Consider the following 18,112-nt stretch of genomic DNA (forward strand, 5'->3'; position numbering starts at 1 on the left):
TTCGCGCTCGCCTTCCTACAGGACACCCAGGTCGCGGGTGATGCTGAACAGCTCTTGGACCATCTCGATTGCTTTCGCGATCGGGTCCTCGGGGTCGCGGTGACCGACGGTGATGGTCCACGCGACGGCCTTGTCGCGGCCCCACTCGAGGACGAGCTCGCTGATCCGGTCGACGTAGACGCGGCCGGGCTCGCCCCAGTCCTTGACGGTGGTGCCGATGCGGGTACCGAGCCAGGCGTTGCCCTTGCCGTTCTGGCCGATCCGCAGCCCCTCCATGCCGTCGACGACGGTCACGGTGTGGGTGGTCTTCTCCGATGTCCGCCAGATGCCCGTGCGTAGCGCGATGAGCGCGTTCACCCAGTACGCGCGATCGCTTCCCGTGCACAGCGTTTCGTGCAGGTGCGACCAGCCGAGCTCTTGCGCGCGGCCGATCAGCTTGATCTTTTGCCAGGCGGCGACGACATCGGTGTAGAGGGGCTTAGCGAGGGCATCGAAAACGCCCCCGAGTGGTGGTGCGCCGATGGGGATAATGGCGCTGACCAGGTCACCGGCGAAGTTGACCGCTGCCCCGATGAGCTCGTTTACGCCGTAGGCTGAGTGCCCTCCGGCTACGAACCCGACGTCGGTCGCCGGCTTCCAGTGGAACGAGTTCGATTGGATGGCGGTGTGCTCGCCGTCGCGCAGGATGACTTGCGGCGCACGGGGAATCGTGCCCCAGTAGTTCGGCTGCCCGTATTCGTTCGGGAAGGTGGGGTCGTCGATGATGTCGACACCCTCGGTGTATCCGTCGGAGGCGATCTCGGTGACTGCGCGCACGAGTCCGGTCCACACCGAACCGCCGAAACTGGTCTCGGTGTTCCATGCCGAGTTGTCGACCAACTTCCAGATGATCGCGCCCGGTTTCACATTCGCGCCGGGCCACGGTGGCGGATCGCCGGCCTTGTGCCGCCGCGGCTGCCATGTCAGCTGCGCATCATCGGTGATGCGTTTCTGCACGTCGTGGAAGTATTTGAACCGCGAGTGGACGAAACAGATCGTCGAGGAGTCGGTGAACAGGTCGACCGGCTCGACCACCTGCGACCACGTCGACTGGTCGAGGTTGACCCACTGCGACGGGTCGAGCGGGTTGTCGGGCAGCGTCCAGAGGTTGCCCTCGAGGCGCAGCAGCTGCAGGAACAGCGTCAGCGTCAGCGCAAACCGTGCGGGCAGCGGCCCGAGGATGAACACGCGCGGGAACTGGAATTCCGGCGGCAGGAACGGATTGCAGTAGACGAGAATGTGTTTCAGATGCTCGTAGTCGTGCAGGAACGTCGCCCGCACGATGCGCTGACCGGTCTCGGGGTCCTTGAACTGTTCGAGGTCGTCGAGGAATCCGGACCATTGGGCCCCGTCCTTCTCGACGGTGATGATCACGTTTTTCTTCGACCGCTTGTGGACGTTGGTCATCCAGCGGGCGAGGTAGTACTGCGCGGGCAGCTCGACGACACCCTTGCCCGTTTCGTTCTCGGGCAGGGTGAATTTCGCGCTGATCTCACGGTGAATTTCGCCGGCCGCGACCATGTCGCCGTCGTAGAGCGTCATGACCGGCGGGATCAGTCGCCGCTCGTCGTCCTTGCGGATCCGCTCGACGATCTCGCCGAATACGGCGTCGAAATCGATTTCCTCGGCAACGAGCGTCATTCGTCCATCCCCCACGGGCGGGGCCACTCACGCGGCACGGTGACCCGGATCCGGGTGTTCTTCGGCGCCTTCGTCACCGTGACCGGGACCTGTTGGCGCGGGGTGCCGCCCGGGATCGGATACATGAACCGCAGCCCGTTCATGCGGCCGGCGTATTCGCTCTTCGTGGCGGTGTTGTACTGGCCGCCCATGCTCATCGGGTCGGTCGTGATCCGCAGATGCTCGCCCAGATGCAGCGGGGCGAGCGGCACCTTGCGAAGCGCGTCCTCTTCGGCGCGCTCCCACAGATCGCTGCCGAACGAGTAGTCCGGCAGCTTGACCGTGACACCCTCGTAGGAGGCCTGTACTTCCCAGATCGGCCACGCGTCGTAGTCCTCGGGCAGCGGGTTGTCGATCCACACGTACCCGGTCTCGGTGCCGCCGCCGGTGGTGTCGGTCTTGGTGTAGAACGACGACGGTTGCGGTGCCTCGATCCACCGCGGGTAGCGGCCGACCAGCGGCATCAGCACCCGCAGCCCCTTCTCGGAGTTGGGGTCGTTGTTCGACTTGATCCGCGGTTTGCCGCCGAGCCGCACCGGCAGATGCCGGCGCGACTTGTTCGCGGTCACCCAGATTTTCGAGTCACGCTTGAAGCTGAACGATGTGCGGAACAGCGAATCGACCTGCGCCACAGTGAGCCCGTTCGCGGGCTCGACCTCGAACGCGAGGACGAAATCGTATTTGTCCTCGCGGATGCCGTCGAAGTCGGCGCCGATCTGAAATGCCGTCGAGTTGTAGAGCGCGGTGGTCGGCACGTCGAACATGCCGTCGAAGTCGGTGCCGGCCTCCTCGTCGGCCAGGGCGACGCCCTGATCCCATTGCCCCTCACCGGCGACGGTCCACATCTGGCCGCGCGGTCCCTCGATCTCGATCAGAGTGTCGTCCGGTGGGATCATCCGCGGCGACTCAATCCCGTGATGCGGTCGCGCTGATCGGTCTGCATCAGCCGCCACTCGCGCCGGAACTCGCCCGCCGACATGCCGGTGTGCAGGTTCTGAATCGTCACGCTGCCGTCGATGTTGTGGACGGGAGCGGGCGCGGGGGCGCGGCTGGCCGCGAGCGTGCGCGCGTTGCGCAGGTCACCGGGGGACAACACGTATTCCTCCTCGCCGGACAGATTCAGGGCGGCGACACCGTGCGGCAGCGGGCCGCCCTGGTCGCGCAGCACCATCGGGAGCTGAAAGGTCTTGAGCAGCTGCGGCAGCCAGTTGTAGGTGCCGGGCGTGACCGGTCCCTGTGCCTTGATCTCGTCGTCGCTCGCCGATGTCGGGGTCGGCGTCGCGGCGGCTTGGTCGGCGGCGTCGGATGCCTGTTTCTGGGCCACGGTCGCGGCGATGCCGATCAGCGCGCCGGTCGTGCCGCCGATGTCGCCGCCGAGACCGATCGCCGACAGCGCCTCACCGGCCGCGCCGGTCACCGCGGACTTGACCGCTTCGCCGAGCAGCGCGACCGGGCTGTTGGTGCTGCCCGAACCGCCGAGCCCCCACGCTTCCTCGCGCTGTTTCTTGATCTCGGCTTTCTCCGCGTTGATCGCTTTCTGATAGTCGCGGTCGGCCTTGTCGCGGTCGGCCTGCGTCGCCGAACTATCCGCGTACACATCGTCGCGATCGAACTTGGCGTCCTCGACGGCCTGGTGCAGCTCCGCTAGACGGATCTGGTCGTCGGTCAGATTGCCTTGCAGCGGGGGCGCTTCGGGCACGTCTCCCCCGCTGCCCTGCGCGTCCTGTTTCTTCTGCTCGAGTTGCCGCACCCGCAAGTCCGCCTGCTGCGCCGAGATCTGCGCCTGCTTCTTGTCGTTAGCGTCCTTCTTCGGGTCGGCGGCATCCTTGGCGGCCTGAGCGTTGGCCTTGTCGCGCGACACGATCGCCGCCTGCAGATCGAGCTCGTCGGACTCGTCCCACGACTTCTCCTTGCGCCGCTTGCTCTTTCGGCTGCTGCCGTTGTCCGGCGGGCTGAACTCCGATCCCGGCAGATGCATCTTGAGCGGGAACTGCGAGTCGCCCGGATCGGTGGCGCCGGGCCCGATGTGCACGCCGCTCGAGTTGGACTCGATCGGGGTGCCGTTGAGCTTGCCGGACATGTGCGAGTACTCGCCGCCACCGCCGCGGAACACACCGATCGACAGACCGCGGCCGGTCGGGTCGAGGCCGGGCAGGAATCCCAGCGGGGCGAAATCGGTCTCGGTGGTGAAGTAGCGGACGTGCGGTTCGAGGCCTTTCAGCAGCGCGTAGGCGGCAGAGATCAGCGCCGAGCAATCCCACGACGGATTGCCGACGCCGCCGTACTGGTAGGGCTTGCCGGCCTCACCGCGCAGGAACGTCATTGCCCGGTCGATGGCGATACCGCCGTCGGCCATCTTTGTCAGCCCGAACCCGAAATGTCCTGCGACGGTGCCGAGGATCTCGGTCGAGCGGGCACGCTTCGCGGGCGCGAGCGGGATGTAGGCTTCGCCGCCGGTCTCCGGTTCGGCCCATTGCACCAGAGACGACCGCGGCGACTGGATCGTCGCCTGCGACGGCAGTGGCCCGTCGATTCCGCCGTCGGCGCGTGGCTTCGGCGCCACGGTCACCGGGCCGACGAAGTCCGACGGCTTGCCCTGCTGCGAGAGGGCCTCGCCGCGGGTCTGGTACTCGACGTTGATCCGCTGCGTCTTGTCCGGAAGGTTTTTGTTGATCAGCTCGTCGAGTTTCGCGATCACGGCCGCCACGTCGGGCGCGGACACATGCACGATGCCCGGTTTGCCGTTGACCTGCTCGATCTTGGCGCCGGTCTCCTCCAGCTTCTTCTTCGCGTCGTCGGTGAGCGCGGTGACCGGGATATCGACACCGTTAGCGTTGGTGCGCAGCAGTCCCTCGACGACGACGAGCTGCTGCTCGACGCTGTCGGCGCCCTTGAGCTTCGCGAGGATCGTGATGTCCTTGGGCAGGTAGCCGAGCTGCTCGGCCATCACGCGGACCTGGTCGACGCTCAATCCGGTTGAGGCGGCGAGCTGTTCGAACTGCTTGCCGTTCTGCTGGATGATCGGATCCATGTTCGCGCCGGCCTCGGCCGCGGTGATCGTGGCGTCACGGATCTTGGTCAGCGAGTCGTAGAGCCGCTGACCGTTCGATGTGGCGGTGTCGACCTGACCGCCCTGCCCGATCAGCGCCTGCCCGAACCCTTGGGTCTTGTCCCACACATCGACAGTGGCCTGCGCGGTCTCGCGAACCTGCTGGTTGTACTTCGCGAGCGCGTCCTGCACAGCGACCGGCTTGCCGGACAGGATCTGCAGTGCGGTCTTCATCGCGTCGATGCGGTCCGCGGCCGATGCGGACGAGTCAGCGAGGGTCTTCACCGCGGCTGATAGCGTCGCGAATCCGGGCGAGGTGTTCTTCGCTGTTTCCTGCGTTTTCAGCAGTTCGTCGCGAGCTCCCTGCAGCGCGGACGCCGCGTATCGGCCGTCCTGCCCCATGCCTTGCAGCTTTTTGTTCAGGTCATTGAATTTGCTTGTGTCAGCGAGTGTCTCGGCGAGCTGCTGATCGGAGATCTTGAGATCGTCCATGATCCTTTTCGCGCCGGTCCAGCGATCTGCCTGCCAGTTTTCGTTCTTCGCGTTGTCGTTCCACGGCGCCTCGAGTGCCTTGTCCCAGAATCCGGGACGCTTCTCGCTCAGCTGGTCCATCGACCGTTTCAGGATCCCGACCTGCTGCGTGGCGGCGTCGATGGCTTTGGTGTCGAACGCGCCGTTGTTCTGCGCGAAGATCTCCGACTGTTGCACTCGCAGTTTCGCGCCCTCGCGGGCGAGGTCGTTCATCGCCTTCTGCCGCGCTTCGGCCTTGCGGTTCTCCTCGATCCAGCTGGTGACCGCGAACGTCGCCGCGGTGAGCGCCAGCACCCACGGGCCGCCGAGGAGGCTGACCACGCCACTTGCCGCGGAGCGTAATCCGCTCGACGCGGCAGCCACGGTGCCCTGTGTGCGCGCGAGCACCGACGCGCTCTCGGAGGCGTTGCGGTAGGCCTCGCCCATCTTGCCGAGCGTGGGCACCCGAGTTTCGAGGGTGGCGACGGCGGCGCCATAGCGGGACAGGCTTGCGCCGCTGGCGGCGGCGAGCTGCTGCTGCACCGCCATCTGTTCGTTGAACCCGCGGATCTTGTCGCGCGCGTTGCCGAACTGTGTGCCAAGCGTGGTGCCGAGGTTGGTGAATCTCAGCGCGGCCAGTGCGCCGGCCGCGGCGAGCACTGGGGTCGGAAGGTCGGCGACGAACTTCACGACCGGCGCGAGGGCGTGTGCGAAATCGACCGCGCCGTCGGCGGCGGTGTGCAGTGCATCGGCGACGTGTGGGGTGGCGTCGGTGATGAATGTCGCTGCGCCCTTCGCGAATTGCTCAAGCGGGCCTTTCGCGAGGTCGTAGATTTCGAGCGCCATGTCCTCGGCGGCGTTCTGGATCCGCTCCATCGCGCCGGGCAGGCCCTGCATTTTCGCGTTGGCGACATCGGCCGCTGACCCCTGCCGCGACATGGCGTCGTGCATGGCGTCGTAGCCTTCCGCGCCCTTCTCCGCGGCGATGCCGGCCAAGCGCATCGCGTCCGACCCGAACAGGGTCGCCGCGGCGGCCTGGAAGTTCTGGTCGGTCATCCGCTTCGATGCGTCGTGGATCTGACCGAACAGCGAGTGGAGGCCGACGAACTTGCCCTGCGCGTCGTACACGGTAAGGCCGAGCGAGTGCATTGCCTGCTGTGCCGGTTTGCCCTGGTCGGTCAGCGCCAGCAGCGCCGATTTCAGCAGGGTGCCGGCGTCGCTGCCCTTGATGCCGCTGTTGGCCATGAGACCGATCGCCGAGGCGGTGTCCTCGACGGTCAATCCGAATTGGTGGGCCACCGCGCCGCCGGACTGCAAGGCGTATGCGACGTCGGTGATTTCGGCCGAGGATGCGTTCGCGGTGTTGGCGAGCACGTCGGCGACCCGGGTCGCGTCGGATGCCTGCAAACCGAACGCCTGCAGGGCGCTCGATTGGATGGTCGCGGCCTGCGCGGCGTCGATCTGGGCGGCGGCGGCCAGCTGCAGCGACCCCTTCGCCGCGTCCATCGACTGTTTGACGTTGAAACCGCCCTTGGCGAGCTCGGTCATCGCCGCGGCGGCATCGTTGGCGCTCGTGCCGGGCAGGGTGATGTCGTTGCCGAGCTGCTTGGCCTTCGCCGATACCTCGGCCATCTCGGAGGCCGACGCGTTCGCGACCGCGCGCATCGTGTTCAGGGTGCTCGTGAAATCGTTGCCGATTTTGATGACCTGACCGAATGCGGCAGTGCCGGCGAACGCCAACCCGAGCGCACCGCCGAGCGCGGTCGCCGCCCCGATCGCGGGCTGCAACTGCTGGCGCATCTTGCCGACGAATTCGCGGGTGTCGGGCGCTACCAGGATGTCGATCCGGCCACCGGCCATGCGGTCACCTCCCTTCGAATCGGGCCATCAGCTCCCGCAAACCGACCTTGCGGGGCGGGGGCACTTCGTATTTCTTGTGCTCGGCGTGAGCGCGCTCGGCGAGTTCGGCTGTGACGTCCGGATCGCGCAGCGCGACCGGCGCGAAGATCGGCCGCGGCGGCGGTTTGATACCGGCCGCCTTGCGTGCTTCACGCTCGCGTTTGATCTCTGGATCGTCGGGATCGGTTGTGTCGCCGATGTATTCCCACGTGGCCGCATAGTCGAGGCGGTCGACCAGGCGGGCGATGTTCTCGCTGTCGCGGGCGGATTGGGTGTCGCGCGCTGCCGAATCTTCGAGCAGCGCGGCGACATCCATGTACGGCATCTCGGCGAGTGCCGTGCGGAGGTTCAGTCCGTAGTAGTGCTGGACTCGGGCGAAGGCTGCGCCCCAGCGGTCGGGCTTGACAAGGCCGACCAGGGCAGGGGCGCGAGGAGTTCCCCCTTGTGCAGCTCCGACAGGTTGATGATCCTGTTGAGCGCCTTCGCAGCATGCTCAGGGGTCAGCTGACCGACCTGCTCCCACAGTCCGGGCCCGTCGCTGGTGATCAGCGACAGCAATTCCTCGATCTGGACACGTTCGGCCAGCGCATAGAACTTGACCGCCTCGGCACCGGTGAACTGCCGCCGCACGTCGCAGTCGACGCCGAGCAATCTGATCGGCACGGGCTCGCCACCGTCGACGGCGAATTCGTCGAGGATGTCGATCCGTTCGGGCGCCGCGGGCGCGGCCGGGGTCACCGGCCGCGCCTGCTGACGCCGGTTCGGCGCCGTTGCGGCGCCGGACTTGCGTTGTGTCGCCACCGATTACCCCCGGTCGACCTTCACGGTGCCCGACGGGGTCAGGCCCGAGCCGTCCGCGGTGAGCTGGCCGGGCTTCTTGATCAGCACCGTGTAGGGGCCGCCCGCCGAGCCGGTCACGGTCGCGTTGCCCGTGCCGATGCTCGACAGTCCTTCCAGCGCGGACTGCACCGCGCTGTTCGCGGCGTTGTTGGCGATGCCGCTGGTGGTCTGCCCGCCGAACCCGAGAGTCCAGGTTCCGCCGGTGCTGCCCGCGGGCAGGGTGACCACGAAGCTGCCCCACAGCGGGTTCCACGAGGTCAACGGAATGAACGGGTCGAGTGCGAGCAGCTCGAATTCGAACCCGTCGAGGTCTTCCTTGCCGAATGTGCGCGGCGGCGGGGTGGTCAGGGTGACCCTCGGCGAGTAGAAGGCGGCGTTACCGTCCTCGTCGCGCAGGGTCGCCACCAACGCGAAGTCCTCGTCGTCCCCCATATTCCACGCGAAAATGCTAGAGCCCGGCGAGGTTTCGGAGATGCTTCCGCCCTGCAGCGCGGTCAGCGTGGACGCGACCGAGTAGTCGACACACCGCATCTTCATACGCTCTTCGGTCGGCGACTTGACCACCTTGTATGGCGCCCTTCTGCGGTTCCACACCTTCTTCGGCGTGGTGTCGCGGGTCGGGGTCAGCTCGAAACCGGCCTCGATACCGCCGAACGGATCCCAATGGACGGCGCCGGACACGAGGTCGACAGCGAACGGGTCGGTGGGCATCGCGGTGCCCGCCGGCGCACGGTATCCGTCGCCGTCGAGCCACACATACGCCTTTTCGGGATCAGCGTGAACGCTCATGACTACCTCCTCGGAGGGAATTGCGCGCAGCACGAAATAGGCTGCACTGGAATGGTTTTCAGTGGCGCGGCGCGCGCATCTTGAGTTCCACGCGGATCGTCGCGCGGTACAGCGGATTGTCGGGGCCGCGTTTGGTGTCGACGAAGGTGATCGGGCCGTCGGTCCAGCGGGCTTTCCACCCGGATCCGCGGAACTCCTGCGGTCGGGCCCGCGCGAGCAGATCGCCTGCCAGCGCCGCGACATCCCACGCGAGTTCTTCGGGATCGGTGGTGCCACCGAGGATTTCGATTTTCGGCACCCACACGTCGACCTGGACGAGCGGTTTGCGCAGCGTCGGATCCTCGCCCACGTTGCCCGGCGCGCGCAGCGTCACGCATGCGGCGGTGAGCGGGTCGGGCAGGTCGCGGGTCGTGATCGCTGCGGCAGGCACCCTCGCGGTGAACTGCGGCTGCGCGATCAGGAACGCCCGGACAGCGCCGGGCGCGAACGGGATCGGTGTCATCGGCGGCGCCCTCGCGGCTGCCAACCGGAGTACCGGCCGCGCTTGCGGGCAGCGTCGGTCAGCGTCGCATGCGCTGGGGTATCGCTGGTCCCGTATTCCTTGTACATGGCGTCGGGGTCGTCATCGACGACGTCGACGTCGTTGCCGTGGATATCCTCGCGGATGCCGTCACGGAATTCGCCGGTCAGTACGGGCGCGGTCGCTCGCGCTTCCTCGACGATCTCCTTGGTGATCTCGCGTCGCCGCGGCGTCGACAGCACCCGCGCCGAGCGGTTGACCACACCATCGAAGACGGTCAGCCGTGCCGAGCCGGCCATCAGCTATCGGCTGCGCTTCCGCGGCTCGGTCTCGGCAGTTGGTTCGGAAACCGCGGCCGGCTCGACAGCCGGCGCCGCCTCGGCCGCCGGTGCCGCTGCCTCGGTGAGCGGTTCGGGGATGGCCCGAATCAGACCGCTCTCGACAGTGCCGACCGGCTCGCTCGGACGCGCGGCGGCCTTCGCCTGCTCGGCCTTGTGCCGCTTGTAGGCGCGGCCCTCGGCCGAGCCGGTGTGGGTGATGCCGTTGTCATCGGTCCACGTGACGATCATGGGTTACTCCTTCATATCGGATGCGTGCCGCACGATGGCGGCGATATAGGCGGGACGGCGTGACCCCGTGGCCGGGCGCCGCACTCGCGGGGTGCCCTGCACAGTGACGGTGCCGCCCACGTCGACGAGGTCGGAAACCGTTGCCGGGCCGTCGAATCGCACGACATCGCGTCGTGAGAGCCCGCCCGGCAGACCGGGATCCAGTAGCAGCGTCAGACGTTCGGTAGTGACACCGCCGCCGAGGTCTTCCTGCTCGGGCCCGGTGATGATCCGCTGCTGCAGCAGACCCGTCCACGGCACCTCTTCCGGCTCGCCCGGAATCGCGTTGCCTGTACTGGGATCGGTCGTGGTGGGCCCGGGCCGCAGCACGGTCCACTTCTCCGGCAGAGTCATCGGCCTGTCCTGATCGTGAACGCGTCGCTGCCGTCGTCCGGGGTGTCGAGCAGGTCGTTGAGCTCCTCGGTCGTCACATACACGAGCCCGGCTCGCGAGTCTGCCGAGTACTGCTCGGACACCTCCGGATATTCGGTGCGGGTGACCCCGATCCCGCGGCGCATCTTGGTCAGAGCACGCAGCACCATCGCGGCGCCGGTGCCTGTCACGAGGACGGGATCGAGGCGGCCATCGGCGATTCGCTCGTCGAGATTGGACACCCGCGACCGCAGTTTCGCCGACGCGATCGCAATGAACCGCTCGACCTGCGTTTTCTCCGGCTCCTCGTATGTTTCGCCCGAGATGTCCTGAATATCAGCGAGATCGAACAACGGCGCAGACGCGGTCATGCCTGAGCATCACCATTCGGCGCAGGGGTAGTGGCCTGCACGATCGCGGTGAGGATCTCGGCACGCTTGGTGGCGCCCGCGAGATCGATGCCGGCCTTGTGCGCGTAGTCGCGCAGCTGCGGCACAGTCCACTCGTCCATCGGCTTCGCCGGCGGGTCATCCGGGCCCGGACCCTGGCCGTCGCCCTGGCCGTCGCCCTGGCCGTCGCCCTGGCCGTCGCCCTGGCCGTCGCCCTGGCCGTCGCCCTGGCCGTCGCCCGAGTCCTCGGCGTGCGCCTCGTCCTCGTCGGCCCACACGTCCGGGTTGGTGATCTTCGCGATCGCCCAACCGTCGGGGATATCTCCGGGCCCGTAGATGTGCGCGTTGCCGTCGTCGTCGTAGACGTGCACCGTGGTGTTGAGCGCCGCCATCACAGCACCGTCGCGATCATGGTGGCGTTCGCGTTCAGCAGCAGCGGCAGACCGATGCCCGACGCCTTGGTCCACCGCGCGACCGGGTCGGCGTCGATGTAGGAACCGACGACGATGCCCGGGGCGTCGGTCTCATCGATGCCGTAGTCGGGTTCGAGCGCCTCGGCGGTGGTGCCCCACGCGGTTTCGCCGATCTTGACGCCCGACCGCGGCACGTAGACGACAGCGGTGTCGGGGAACAGCCGCTGGACGTTGCCGGCCGCGTCCTCGACCTGAGCGTCGAAGATCTCGAACGGGGGATGTCCGAACGAGGTGAACAGCGCGTTGACCTGGTCGCGGGTCACGACGCCCTGCGTCGAGCCCGGGGGGAGGCAGTAGGCGCGGATCTTGTCGTTGCGCATCAGCGCGGACATGACGCGCTGCGAGGTGATCGCACGGCCCGGGTTCCCGGAGTTGGTGGCCCGGTAGACCGAGAACCACGACTCCTGGTCGTTGATCGGGTCGGCTGCGCCGGCGCCGGTCACGCCCCACTTGGTCGCCGCGGTGACGGTGTTGCCCGGCGCGCGACCGAAATCGGCGGTCAGGGACAGACCGTTCTCCGCAAGGGTGACCTTGCCGCTGACGATCGCCTCGGCCTTGGCCATGATGATCCGGGTGCGCAGCGCGTCCGCCAGCTCGACCGCGTCATTGAAGATCAGGTCGCGGATCGCGGTGTCGGCCTTACGCAGCCGCAGCCGGTCGTACTCACCGAGTCGCCGCTTCTCCGACATCGGGGGCAGCTCACCCGAGATCCGGGTGATGCCCTTGCGGCCGGTGATCCGCGCCTCGGTGTCGTACGACCGGAACTGAGCAGCTCGGCGCAGACCGCGCTGAGTGATGTTCGCCCGGAACTCGACGTCGTCGATCATGGTGTCGGGCAACAGATCGTTGACGATCGCGAGGTCGTTGACCGGCATGTCGGCCAACGCTTCGCGCACGTAACCGGTCAGTTCGGCCGGCTGGACGTAATCGGAATTGATCACGAGTGCCATCGGACGCCTCCTCTCAGAAGTAGCTGATCTGCTTGGCAGTCGCCTGCCCGGCAGCGTTGACGGTGTGGGGCAACTTGGCGACGATCACGGCGCCGTGCCAGTGCAGAGCACCGGCCACCTTGGTCAGGCCCGCCGGCACCTTGACCGCGGTCAGCAGGTGACCGGCGATCACCGCGGCCGACTCGTCGCCCGGGCTGAACAGCCCGTAGAGGCCGCTGCCGAGCTTCTTGAGCGCGTAGCCCGATTTCATCCAGCCCTCGGGGTAGTGAGTGGCCGGGGTGAAGGTGGACAGGTCGAGGGTGATCGAGCGTGCACGGTCGGTGCCCTCGGCCGAGGCGAGCCACGACTGGTCGTCCTGACCGAAGATCTCCGTCTTGACGTTGAGGTCCATCGTCCCTCCTTTCAGAGTGTGGAATTACTTGCTGTTCTGCTGTTTTCGCGCCCGGTACTCGTCACGACCGGCCGCCATTGATCCACCAGTGGCGTTGTGGTTACCGCCGCCCTGTCGCCGGTCCGGCTTCGGGGTCGGGGGCACGGGAGGGGTCGCAGGATCGGTGGTCACGCCGCCGATCTGCGCTTTGAGTGCCTGCGCGTCGGCGATCAACTCCTCGCGAGTGGTGCCGACCAGACGTCCGGCCATCGACAGCGGCAGGCCGGCCTCGTTGGCTGCCTCGTAGCGGCGGGCCAGACCGGCGTCCCGTTCGAGCTCGCGCATGCGCTCCTCGCGGCGCTGCTCCTAGGACTTGTTGGCGTTCTCGATCGCCTTGAGCTTGGCCTCAGCCTCGCGCTGTGCCTTCTCAGCAGCCGCGCGAAGTGCCCGCTCGGCCTTGATCGCGTTCTTGCCGCCCTCGCCCAAGTCGTCGGGCTCGCCGCCCTTGCTCGGTTCCCCGTCTTTCGGCGGCGCCGAACCTGCCGGCGGCGTGGTGCCGTCGCCCTGGCCGCCTTCGGCGGGAGGTTCGCCCTCCCCCGATCCGCCCTGGATCAGGTAGATCGGTGCGCCGGTTCGGCGGAGGCCGATCGCGCGACCCCAGACCGGATGCGTTGGCAGCTTGATATCCACTGGTGTTCCTCCGTCGCGGAGATTCCGGCCGGCCTCGCGCCGGTCGGGACGATTAGGGGTGCCGCCCGATGTGCGCGGGGCGGTGCGCGCGGATCCCGCTTAGCTGCGGGACGATTCGTCGGCGTCGCGGCCGGATTGCCAGCCAGCGAGCCAGAGCCGAGCGAGCATGGTCGCTTTCGGGTTCGCCTCGGCGATATCGGCGCCGTCGACGACGATGTCGCGGTACGACAGCCCGGCGCGGGCCGCGGCTGAGTACGGGTTCGCGGTGGTCGGTTCGCCGGCGTCGAATGCGGCGCGACCAGCGTTACGGGCGTCGAGGTATTCCTGTGCGCTCATGCCAGGAAATCCCTTCTGCTCGACTGGATCCGCGCGAGCTCGGTCGGGTCGAGCAGCTGCGCTTTCAGCTCGGCTTTCGTCACGCGCCCGTGCTCATCCCACCATGCCCGCAGTTCTTCGCTGGCGTGCTTGCGGGCCTGCGCCTCGGGCATCGACCACAGACGCCGCGGATCGGTGCCGGCCTTCTCGCCCGCCTTCGACAGCATGTAGCCGTTGGTGTCGTTCTCGGCCTGCAACCACGCCCGATACGCCTCGTCCTTGTGCCACGCGCGGATCTGAGCGTCGAGGCTCTTGCCCTCGTAACCCCAGCTGTTCAGGGTCGAGGTCGCGTTGTAGCGGCGCTGCTTCTCGACCGGCACGCCGTACGCCCGCTCGATCGCTTCCTCGTCGTCGACGCCCCGCGCGAGCAGCTGCTCGTAGGTCGAGTCCGCGGTACGGTTCTTCGCCTCCCGGGCCGCGGCGCGACGCTCCCGCTCGACCTGCGCACGCAGTGTGCGGCGGTCGATCTCCGCGGCGAGAGCGTCGAATTCGTCGTCGACGATGCCGGCCTCGGCCTTGGCGAACATCCGCGCCTCGAGATCCGCGGTCGACTGCCCGGCGAACGGTGACGTCTTGCGCGCCTTCCGTTTCGGCGCTGCCTCGCCGATGTTCGGTGTCTCGACCGGTGCGGCTTCGACCGCGGGCGCGGGCGCGGGTTTGGGCGCAGCGGGTTGCGGTGTCGGCTTCGGTACCCGTTTCGGCTGTCCGTCGAAGATGTAGCCGTTCTTGCGCAGCAGCGACAGCACTTCGGCGCGGTCCTCGGCGATCTGGTAGATCGCTTCGGGCATCAGCCGCGGCGTGGTCTTCGCGTTGCGGCCACGGGCCCGGATCGCCTTGCCTGCGATGCCGCGTTTGGTCACGCCCTCGGTGGTGATCGCGAGCTCGCGGCCGTATACGCCGGCGACCTTCATGCCGCGCTCGGCGTTGACCACTTGCGAGATATCGGCGCCGTCGCGGATCGCCTCGGCACTGGCCTTGCCGAATATCTTGTCCTGCTGCTCGTTCGACAAGCTGTCGAAGTAGGCGCGCGGGTCGGTGGTCAGGTCGTCGGCGACATCCTCGCTGGCGGGGATGTTGCGGCAGTCGCAGCCGGGGTGGCGTTGAAACGAGGCCTTCTTGTACCAGCGTCCAGCCAGCACCGCGCAGCGCGGGCAGCACGGCACGTTGATCAGCCGCACATATCCGACACCGGGGCGGGCGGTGATCGCGAGCCCGGTCGCAACCCTGGCTGCGTCAGCGACCTGAGTCTGCGTGTACTGCAGCAGAGTCTTACTGGCCTTCTCCCACGCCAGCGACGGTGAATAGCCTTGCCCGACGTCGTGTTTGGCGTGCACGATCGCCCCGTACAGCAAGCCCTCGAGGTCGCGGCCGTCGGAGGCGATACCGACCAGGCGTGAGGCGTCGATACCGACGTCGGGGTCGACCGGGGTGCCGAGCTGGTCAAGCACCCGCCCGACATAGTCGTCGGCGCCGCTGACCGCTTTCGCCTGCCCCGCGGTGATCGTCGCGACGAGCCGGTCGGCGTTGGCCGCGAACCACTCATCGAACTCCGCCGGCGGACGCTGGCCCCAGATGTCGCGGGCCGCCCGCAGTACCTTCGCGGTGATGTCGCGCTGTTCGGAGTAGTACTCAGCCGATGCCGGTGGCAGCAGCGGTGGCATTGCCCGCACCGTTCGTGTTCAGGTCACGGGCGAGCCGGTTCACCGGATCATTCTCGGCCTCGGCGGCGAAGTAGCCGAGCTCGCGGGCCTTGCGTGCCTCGTCCCAACCCATCTCATCCCACGAACCCTCACGCGAGAGCACCGGGACACCGCCGGCCTTCTTCACGATCGAGTCCGCTTCCTCGGCGAGGGTCGGGGTCGACGCATCGCGCCAATCGAGCGCGATGGGCAGACCAGCCGCGGGCCATTCGCCGGTGCGGAATCGTTCGTACAGCGCCATCGTCCAGCCGAGCGCCACACCGACATGGGTGTTCGATTCCTCGACGTTGCTGACGATGCGGGACTCGTCGGCCCGGATCGCGCCCTCCGCAGCAGGATTCGCGGTGTTGGCGCCGAAGTAGCGGAACGGCAGACCAGTCACACTCGAGGCGAGCTCGGCATACATCTTCACGGTGTTGTGAAAACCGGAGATGTCCGCGCCGGGCAGCTGACCGATATGGGCGTCCTTCAGGCTCTTCTGGGTCGCCCACAGCGCATCGAGGTAGGTCTGCCACGTCGGCTGCGGGTTGCCGTTCTTGTCGACGAAATCGTTCTTGCTGAAACCGAGCGCGTACCGCTTGGGCATTGCGACGGTCTCGACGCCGTACTGCAGGTCGGTCAGCGTCCGCGCGCACGCGTCGGTGATCGGCATGACCGAACGCATCTCGGTTTCGCCGTCCCAGTGCCCCAGCCGACGCCGGTTGAGCGCCAGAACCACCGGCACGCGGCCGAGCCCGTGCTCGTCGACGCCGTTGTCGTCGCCGACGATGTCGAGATCCCAGATGCCTGCCCGGATCACGATCTGGATGGTCTTGTCGGGCAGCAGCAGCGTTCCGACCCGCTGCCGCATGTCCTCGTCGTAGTACTGGCGCAGCGCCGCCACGATACGCCGTTTGCGCGAGTCGACGAGCACCGTCATCTGCTGAGGAGACTCGACCCGGATCAGCGGGTGCTCGGGGTCGTCCTCGTTGGTGCCGACCGACAGCATGCCGCGGCCGAAGATCCGCATTTCCTTGCACAGGATCGGGATCTCGGAGGCGAGGTTGTTCGCGGTGAACCCTTCCTGCAGCGGCTTGTCGGCCGGGCCTCTGCCGTCGCTGCCGGGCTGGTAGACGCTCTTGACCTTCTGCCGCCGCATCAGTTCGTCGACGTACATGCCGGGCCAGTTGATGACCAGTTCGAGAATGCGGAGCTCCTCGGGCACCGCCAGGCCGAGGTGCTTCAACCGTTGCGTGCCTTTGTAGTAGGCGTCGTGCTTCTTGTCCTCGCGCGCCAGGCGGTGATGCTTCGCGTTGAGTCGGTTGATGATGTCGCGTTCGTCGTCGGTGAGCGTTGTACGCAGCTCGACCATGTAGCGCTCACCTCCTGGTGTGTCACCGCATCGAGAACATGCGGCCGTCGATGTCTTCCCATCCGGCCTCGCGCGCATCCGATGCGGCTTCGTGGGCGAGGATGGACGCGATCGCGGTGTCGATCTTCTGGTGATCAGCTGGCTTGCCGAGCACGTACTTGTCACCGGGTTTCGATACCTTGCGGGCGTTGCCGATGTGGGTGGCCGCGATCGGGCACCCGTCGTGTGTGATTCGCCGCGTGGTCAGGTCGGTTTCGAATCTGCGGATTGCGAAGTACATCGGGCTGATTCGGTTTGTCGCCCATTCCATGACGTGTTCTTCTCCGTAGGCGAGTGCCCAGTCGCCGATCTCGCTGCGCCAGTCGAGCGGGTCGGCGTACATCCGTGCCACCCGCCAGGTTTCGAACACTTCCGCGACCGCGGCGTGCACTTCGCCGCGCGGGATCCGCCCGCCCCAGTCGGCCGGATTCCAGATCGTCGGCCGCTTGTCCGGCCCGTATCGCGGGGTGAACTGGAATCCCTCGCGGGTCTCGGCCCGCAGGGCGGTCCAGTCGTTGTTCTCCGACCCGTCGAACCCGACCGCGATCGCGGTGCCGGGCGGCGGATTAGGAAGCCACAGCTTGGGCATAAGCCGCGTCCCACAGGTCGGGCGGCAGCCATGTGCCGGCGCGGGCGACCAACCGGTTGCCGAAGAATCGTTCGGCCTGCGCGGGGTCGACCTCGTTCAGCTCGGCGGCCTCGGCCTCGATGCTGTCGAGGTTCACCCAGGGCGAGCCCTCATAGACGTATTTCAGGATCCGGCGGCGATCGCGTTTGTTCTTCCACGACAACGCTTTCGGCGGCTCCCGGTAGAACCGGAACACGTCTGTGGCGTTCGATTCGTAGGTGCGCTGCGCGGTGCTGTTCTCAGCGGGATCCCACGCGTTCGTGGTTTCGAGTGTTCGCCCGCCCATGCCGGCCGCGCCGCGGCGTTGGGTCTCGGCGATGCCGACCATCTTGTTCTGCTTGGTGTAGAGGCCGGTCTCGTCCTGCAGTACCCACGACACCGGGTTGCCGACTCGGCCGCGCGCCGAGCTGGTGACCGCGTCGATGCGGTCGAAGTCCTCGCCGCCGACACCGCCGAATATGCGAATGAAGCCCTCGCGCACGGCCATCAGGTCGCCGAGCGGGCCGAGCCGGATCATCGCGGTCAGCGGACGGTAGACGTTGCCGACCTGGTCTTCGTTGTTCGCGGTCAGCTGGATGACCGGCGACGGGTGACGCATGCCCATCGGCTCGCCCGGGAGATATTCGTATTCCCAGCCGCAGCCGCAACCCCAGTCCGAGCACGCGTACCCGTCGCCTTCCTCGGCCCAGCCGAGAAACTGTGACGGTCCGACCGCTTCGAGGCACGCCATCGACGCGCCCCACGGGCCCTTGCCGGTCTTCTGCGGCGCGACTATCTGAGCGCGCCGGTAGGTGAATGCCTGGTTGAACAGCGGTTCGTCATCGGATGTCCACTGCACGCT

General features: G+C 67.2%; 21 protein-coding genes. All 21 read right to left on the reverse strand.

What is annotated here, in order from left to right; translation table 11 throughout:
* Nucleotides 1-15 precede the first annotated feature (15 nt).
* Nucleotides 16-1,680 (reverse strand): Gp37-like protein, encoded by a 1,665-nt coding sequence (locus tag NA3_RS07990; RefSeq protein ID WP_062962843.1) that lies wholly within the window; start codon nucleotides 1,678-1,680, stop codon nucleotides 16-18.
* Nucleotides 1,677-2,615: a hypothetical protein gene (locus NA3_RS07995; RefSeq protein ID WP_062962844.1), complete on the reverse strand. Its 939-nt coding sequence runs from the start codon at nucleotides 2,613-2,615 to the stop codon at nucleotides 1,677-1,679. The genes NA3_RS07990 and NA3_RS07995 overlap by 4 nt, the downstream gene beginning before the upstream one ends.
* On the reverse strand, nucleotides 2,612-7,138 hold the full coding sequence (locus tag NA3_RS38115) for a phage tail tape measure protein (protein ID WP_062962845.1): 4,527 nt from the start codon (nucleotides 7,136-7,138) through the stop codon (nucleotides 2,612-2,614). Before NA3_RS38115 ends, NA3_RS07995 begins: the two co-directional genes overlap by 4 nt.
* A gap of 4 nt (nucleotides 7,139-7,142) precedes the next feature.
* A complete protein-coding gene (locus NA3_RS08005; protein WP_128145412.1) occupies nucleotides 7,143-7,502 on the reverse strand; it encodes a hypothetical protein in 360 nt (119 codons plus the stop codon).
* Between the two features lie 23 nt (nucleotides 7,503-7,525).
* On the reverse strand, nucleotides 7,526-7,915 hold the full coding sequence (locus tag NA3_RS08010; RefSeq protein WP_128145413.1) for a hypothetical protein: 390 nt from the start codon (nucleotides 7,913-7,915) through the stop codon (nucleotides 7,526-7,528).
* A gap of 66 nt (nucleotides 7,916-7,981) precedes the next feature.
* Nucleotides 7,982-8,806 carry a hypothetical protein gene (locus NA3_RS08015; RefSeq protein WP_063917337.1) on the reverse strand — a complete coding sequence of 275 codons (825 nt, stop codon included), beginning with the start codon at nucleotides 8,804-8,806 and terminating at the stop codon, nucleotides 7,982-7,984.
* A gap of 58 nt (nucleotides 8,807-8,864) precedes the next feature.
* Nucleotides 8,865-9,308, reverse strand: a complete 444-nt coding sequence (locus NA3_RS08020) for a hypothetical protein (protein WP_062962848.1) — start codon at nucleotides 9,306-9,308, stop codon at nucleotides 8,865-8,867.
* Entirely contained in the window at nucleotides 9,305-9,625 is a 321-nt protein-coding gene (locus NA3_RS08025) for a hypothetical protein (RefSeq protein ID WP_062962849.1), read from the reverse strand. Before NA3_RS08025 ends, NA3_RS08020 begins: the two co-directional genes overlap by 4 nt.
* 3 nt (nucleotides 9,626-9,628) lie before the next feature.
* Nucleotides 9,629-9,895, reverse strand: coding sequence for a hypothetical protein (locus tag NA3_RS08030; RefSeq protein WP_062962850.1), 267 nt, complete (start codon nucleotides 9,893-9,895; stop codon nucleotides 9,629-9,631).
* 3 nt (nucleotides 9,896-9,898) lie between these two features.
* Nucleotides 9,899-10,288, reverse strand: coding sequence for a hypothetical protein (locus tag NA3_RS08035; RefSeq protein ID WP_062962851.1), 390 nt, complete (start codon nucleotides 10,286-10,288; stop codon nucleotides 9,899-9,901).
* A complete protein-coding gene (locus tag NA3_RS08040) occupies nucleotides 10,285-10,677 on the reverse strand; it encodes a hypothetical protein (protein ID WP_062962852.1) in 393 nt (130 codons plus the stop codon). Before NA3_RS08040 ends, NA3_RS08035 begins: the two co-directional genes overlap by 4 nt.
* Nucleotides 10,674-11,087, reverse strand: a complete 414-nt coding sequence (locus NA3_RS38010; RefSeq protein ID WP_062962853.1) for a hypothetical protein — start codon at nucleotides 11,085-11,087, stop codon at nucleotides 10,674-10,676. The genes NA3_RS08040 and NA3_RS38010 overlap by 4 nt, the downstream gene beginning before the upstream one ends.
* Entirely contained in the window at nucleotides 11,087-12,118 is a 1,032-nt protein-coding gene (locus tag NA3_RS08050; protein ID WP_062962854.1) for a major capsid protein, read from the reverse strand. The genes NA3_RS38010 and NA3_RS08050 overlap by 1 nt, the downstream gene beginning before the upstream one ends.
* A gap of 13 nt (nucleotides 12,119-12,131) precedes the next feature.
* A complete protein-coding gene (locus NA3_RS08055) occupies nucleotides 12,132-12,509 on the reverse strand; it encodes a hypothetical protein (protein WP_062962855.1) in 378 nt (125 codons plus the stop codon).
* A 24-nt stretch (nucleotides 12,510-12,533) separates the two neighbouring features.
* On the reverse strand, nucleotides 12,534-12,833 hold the full coding sequence (locus NA3_RS08060; protein ID WP_062962856.1) for a hypothetical protein: 300 nt from the start codon (nucleotides 12,831-12,833) through the stop codon (nucleotides 12,534-12,536).
* Between the two features lie 21 nt (nucleotides 12,834-12,854).
* Nucleotides 12,855-13,178 carry a hypothetical protein gene (locus tag NA3_RS08065; protein WP_062962857.1) on the reverse strand — a complete coding sequence of 108 codons (324 nt, stop codon included), beginning with the start codon at nucleotides 13,176-13,178 and terminating at the stop codon, nucleotides 12,855-12,857.
* Between the two features lie 99 nt (nucleotides 13,179-13,277).
* Complete coding sequence (locus tag NA3_RS08070) at nucleotides 13,278-13,514, reverse strand: hypothetical protein (protein WP_062962858.1); 237 nt, start codon at nucleotides 13,512-13,514, stop codon at nucleotides 13,278-13,280.
* Nucleotides 13,511-15,214 (reverse strand): hypothetical protein, encoded by a 1,704-nt coding sequence (locus NA3_RS38015; protein WP_062962859.1) that lies wholly within the window; start codon nucleotides 15,212-15,214, stop codon nucleotides 13,511-13,513. Before NA3_RS38015 ends, NA3_RS08070 begins: the two co-directional genes overlap by 4 nt.
* Complete coding sequence (locus tag NA3_RS08080; protein ID WP_062962860.1) at nucleotides 15,183-16,604, reverse strand: phage portal protein; 1,422 nt, start codon at nucleotides 16,602-16,604, stop codon at nucleotides 15,183-15,185. Before NA3_RS08080 ends, NA3_RS38015 begins: the two co-directional genes overlap by 32 nt.
* A gap of 22 nt (nucleotides 16,605-16,626) precedes the next feature.
* Nucleotides 16,627-17,232 (reverse strand): terminase large subunit domain-containing protein, encoded by a 606-nt coding sequence (locus tag NA3_RS08085; RefSeq protein WP_062962861.1) that lies wholly within the window; start codon nucleotides 17,230-17,232, stop codon nucleotides 16,627-16,629.
* Nucleotides 17,210-18,112 (reverse strand): hypothetical protein (locus NA3_RS37575; RefSeq protein ID WP_062962969.1); only part of this gene is annotated, 903 nt, incomplete at its 5' end. The genes NA3_RS08085 and NA3_RS37575, both read right to left, overlap by 23 nt.

This window comes from Nocardia africana NBRC 100379 (assembly GCF_001612635.1).
In the GTDB taxonomy this organism is placed as follows: Bacteria; Actinomycetota; Actinomycetes; order Mycobacteriales; family Mycobacteriaceae; genus Nocardia; species Nocardia africana.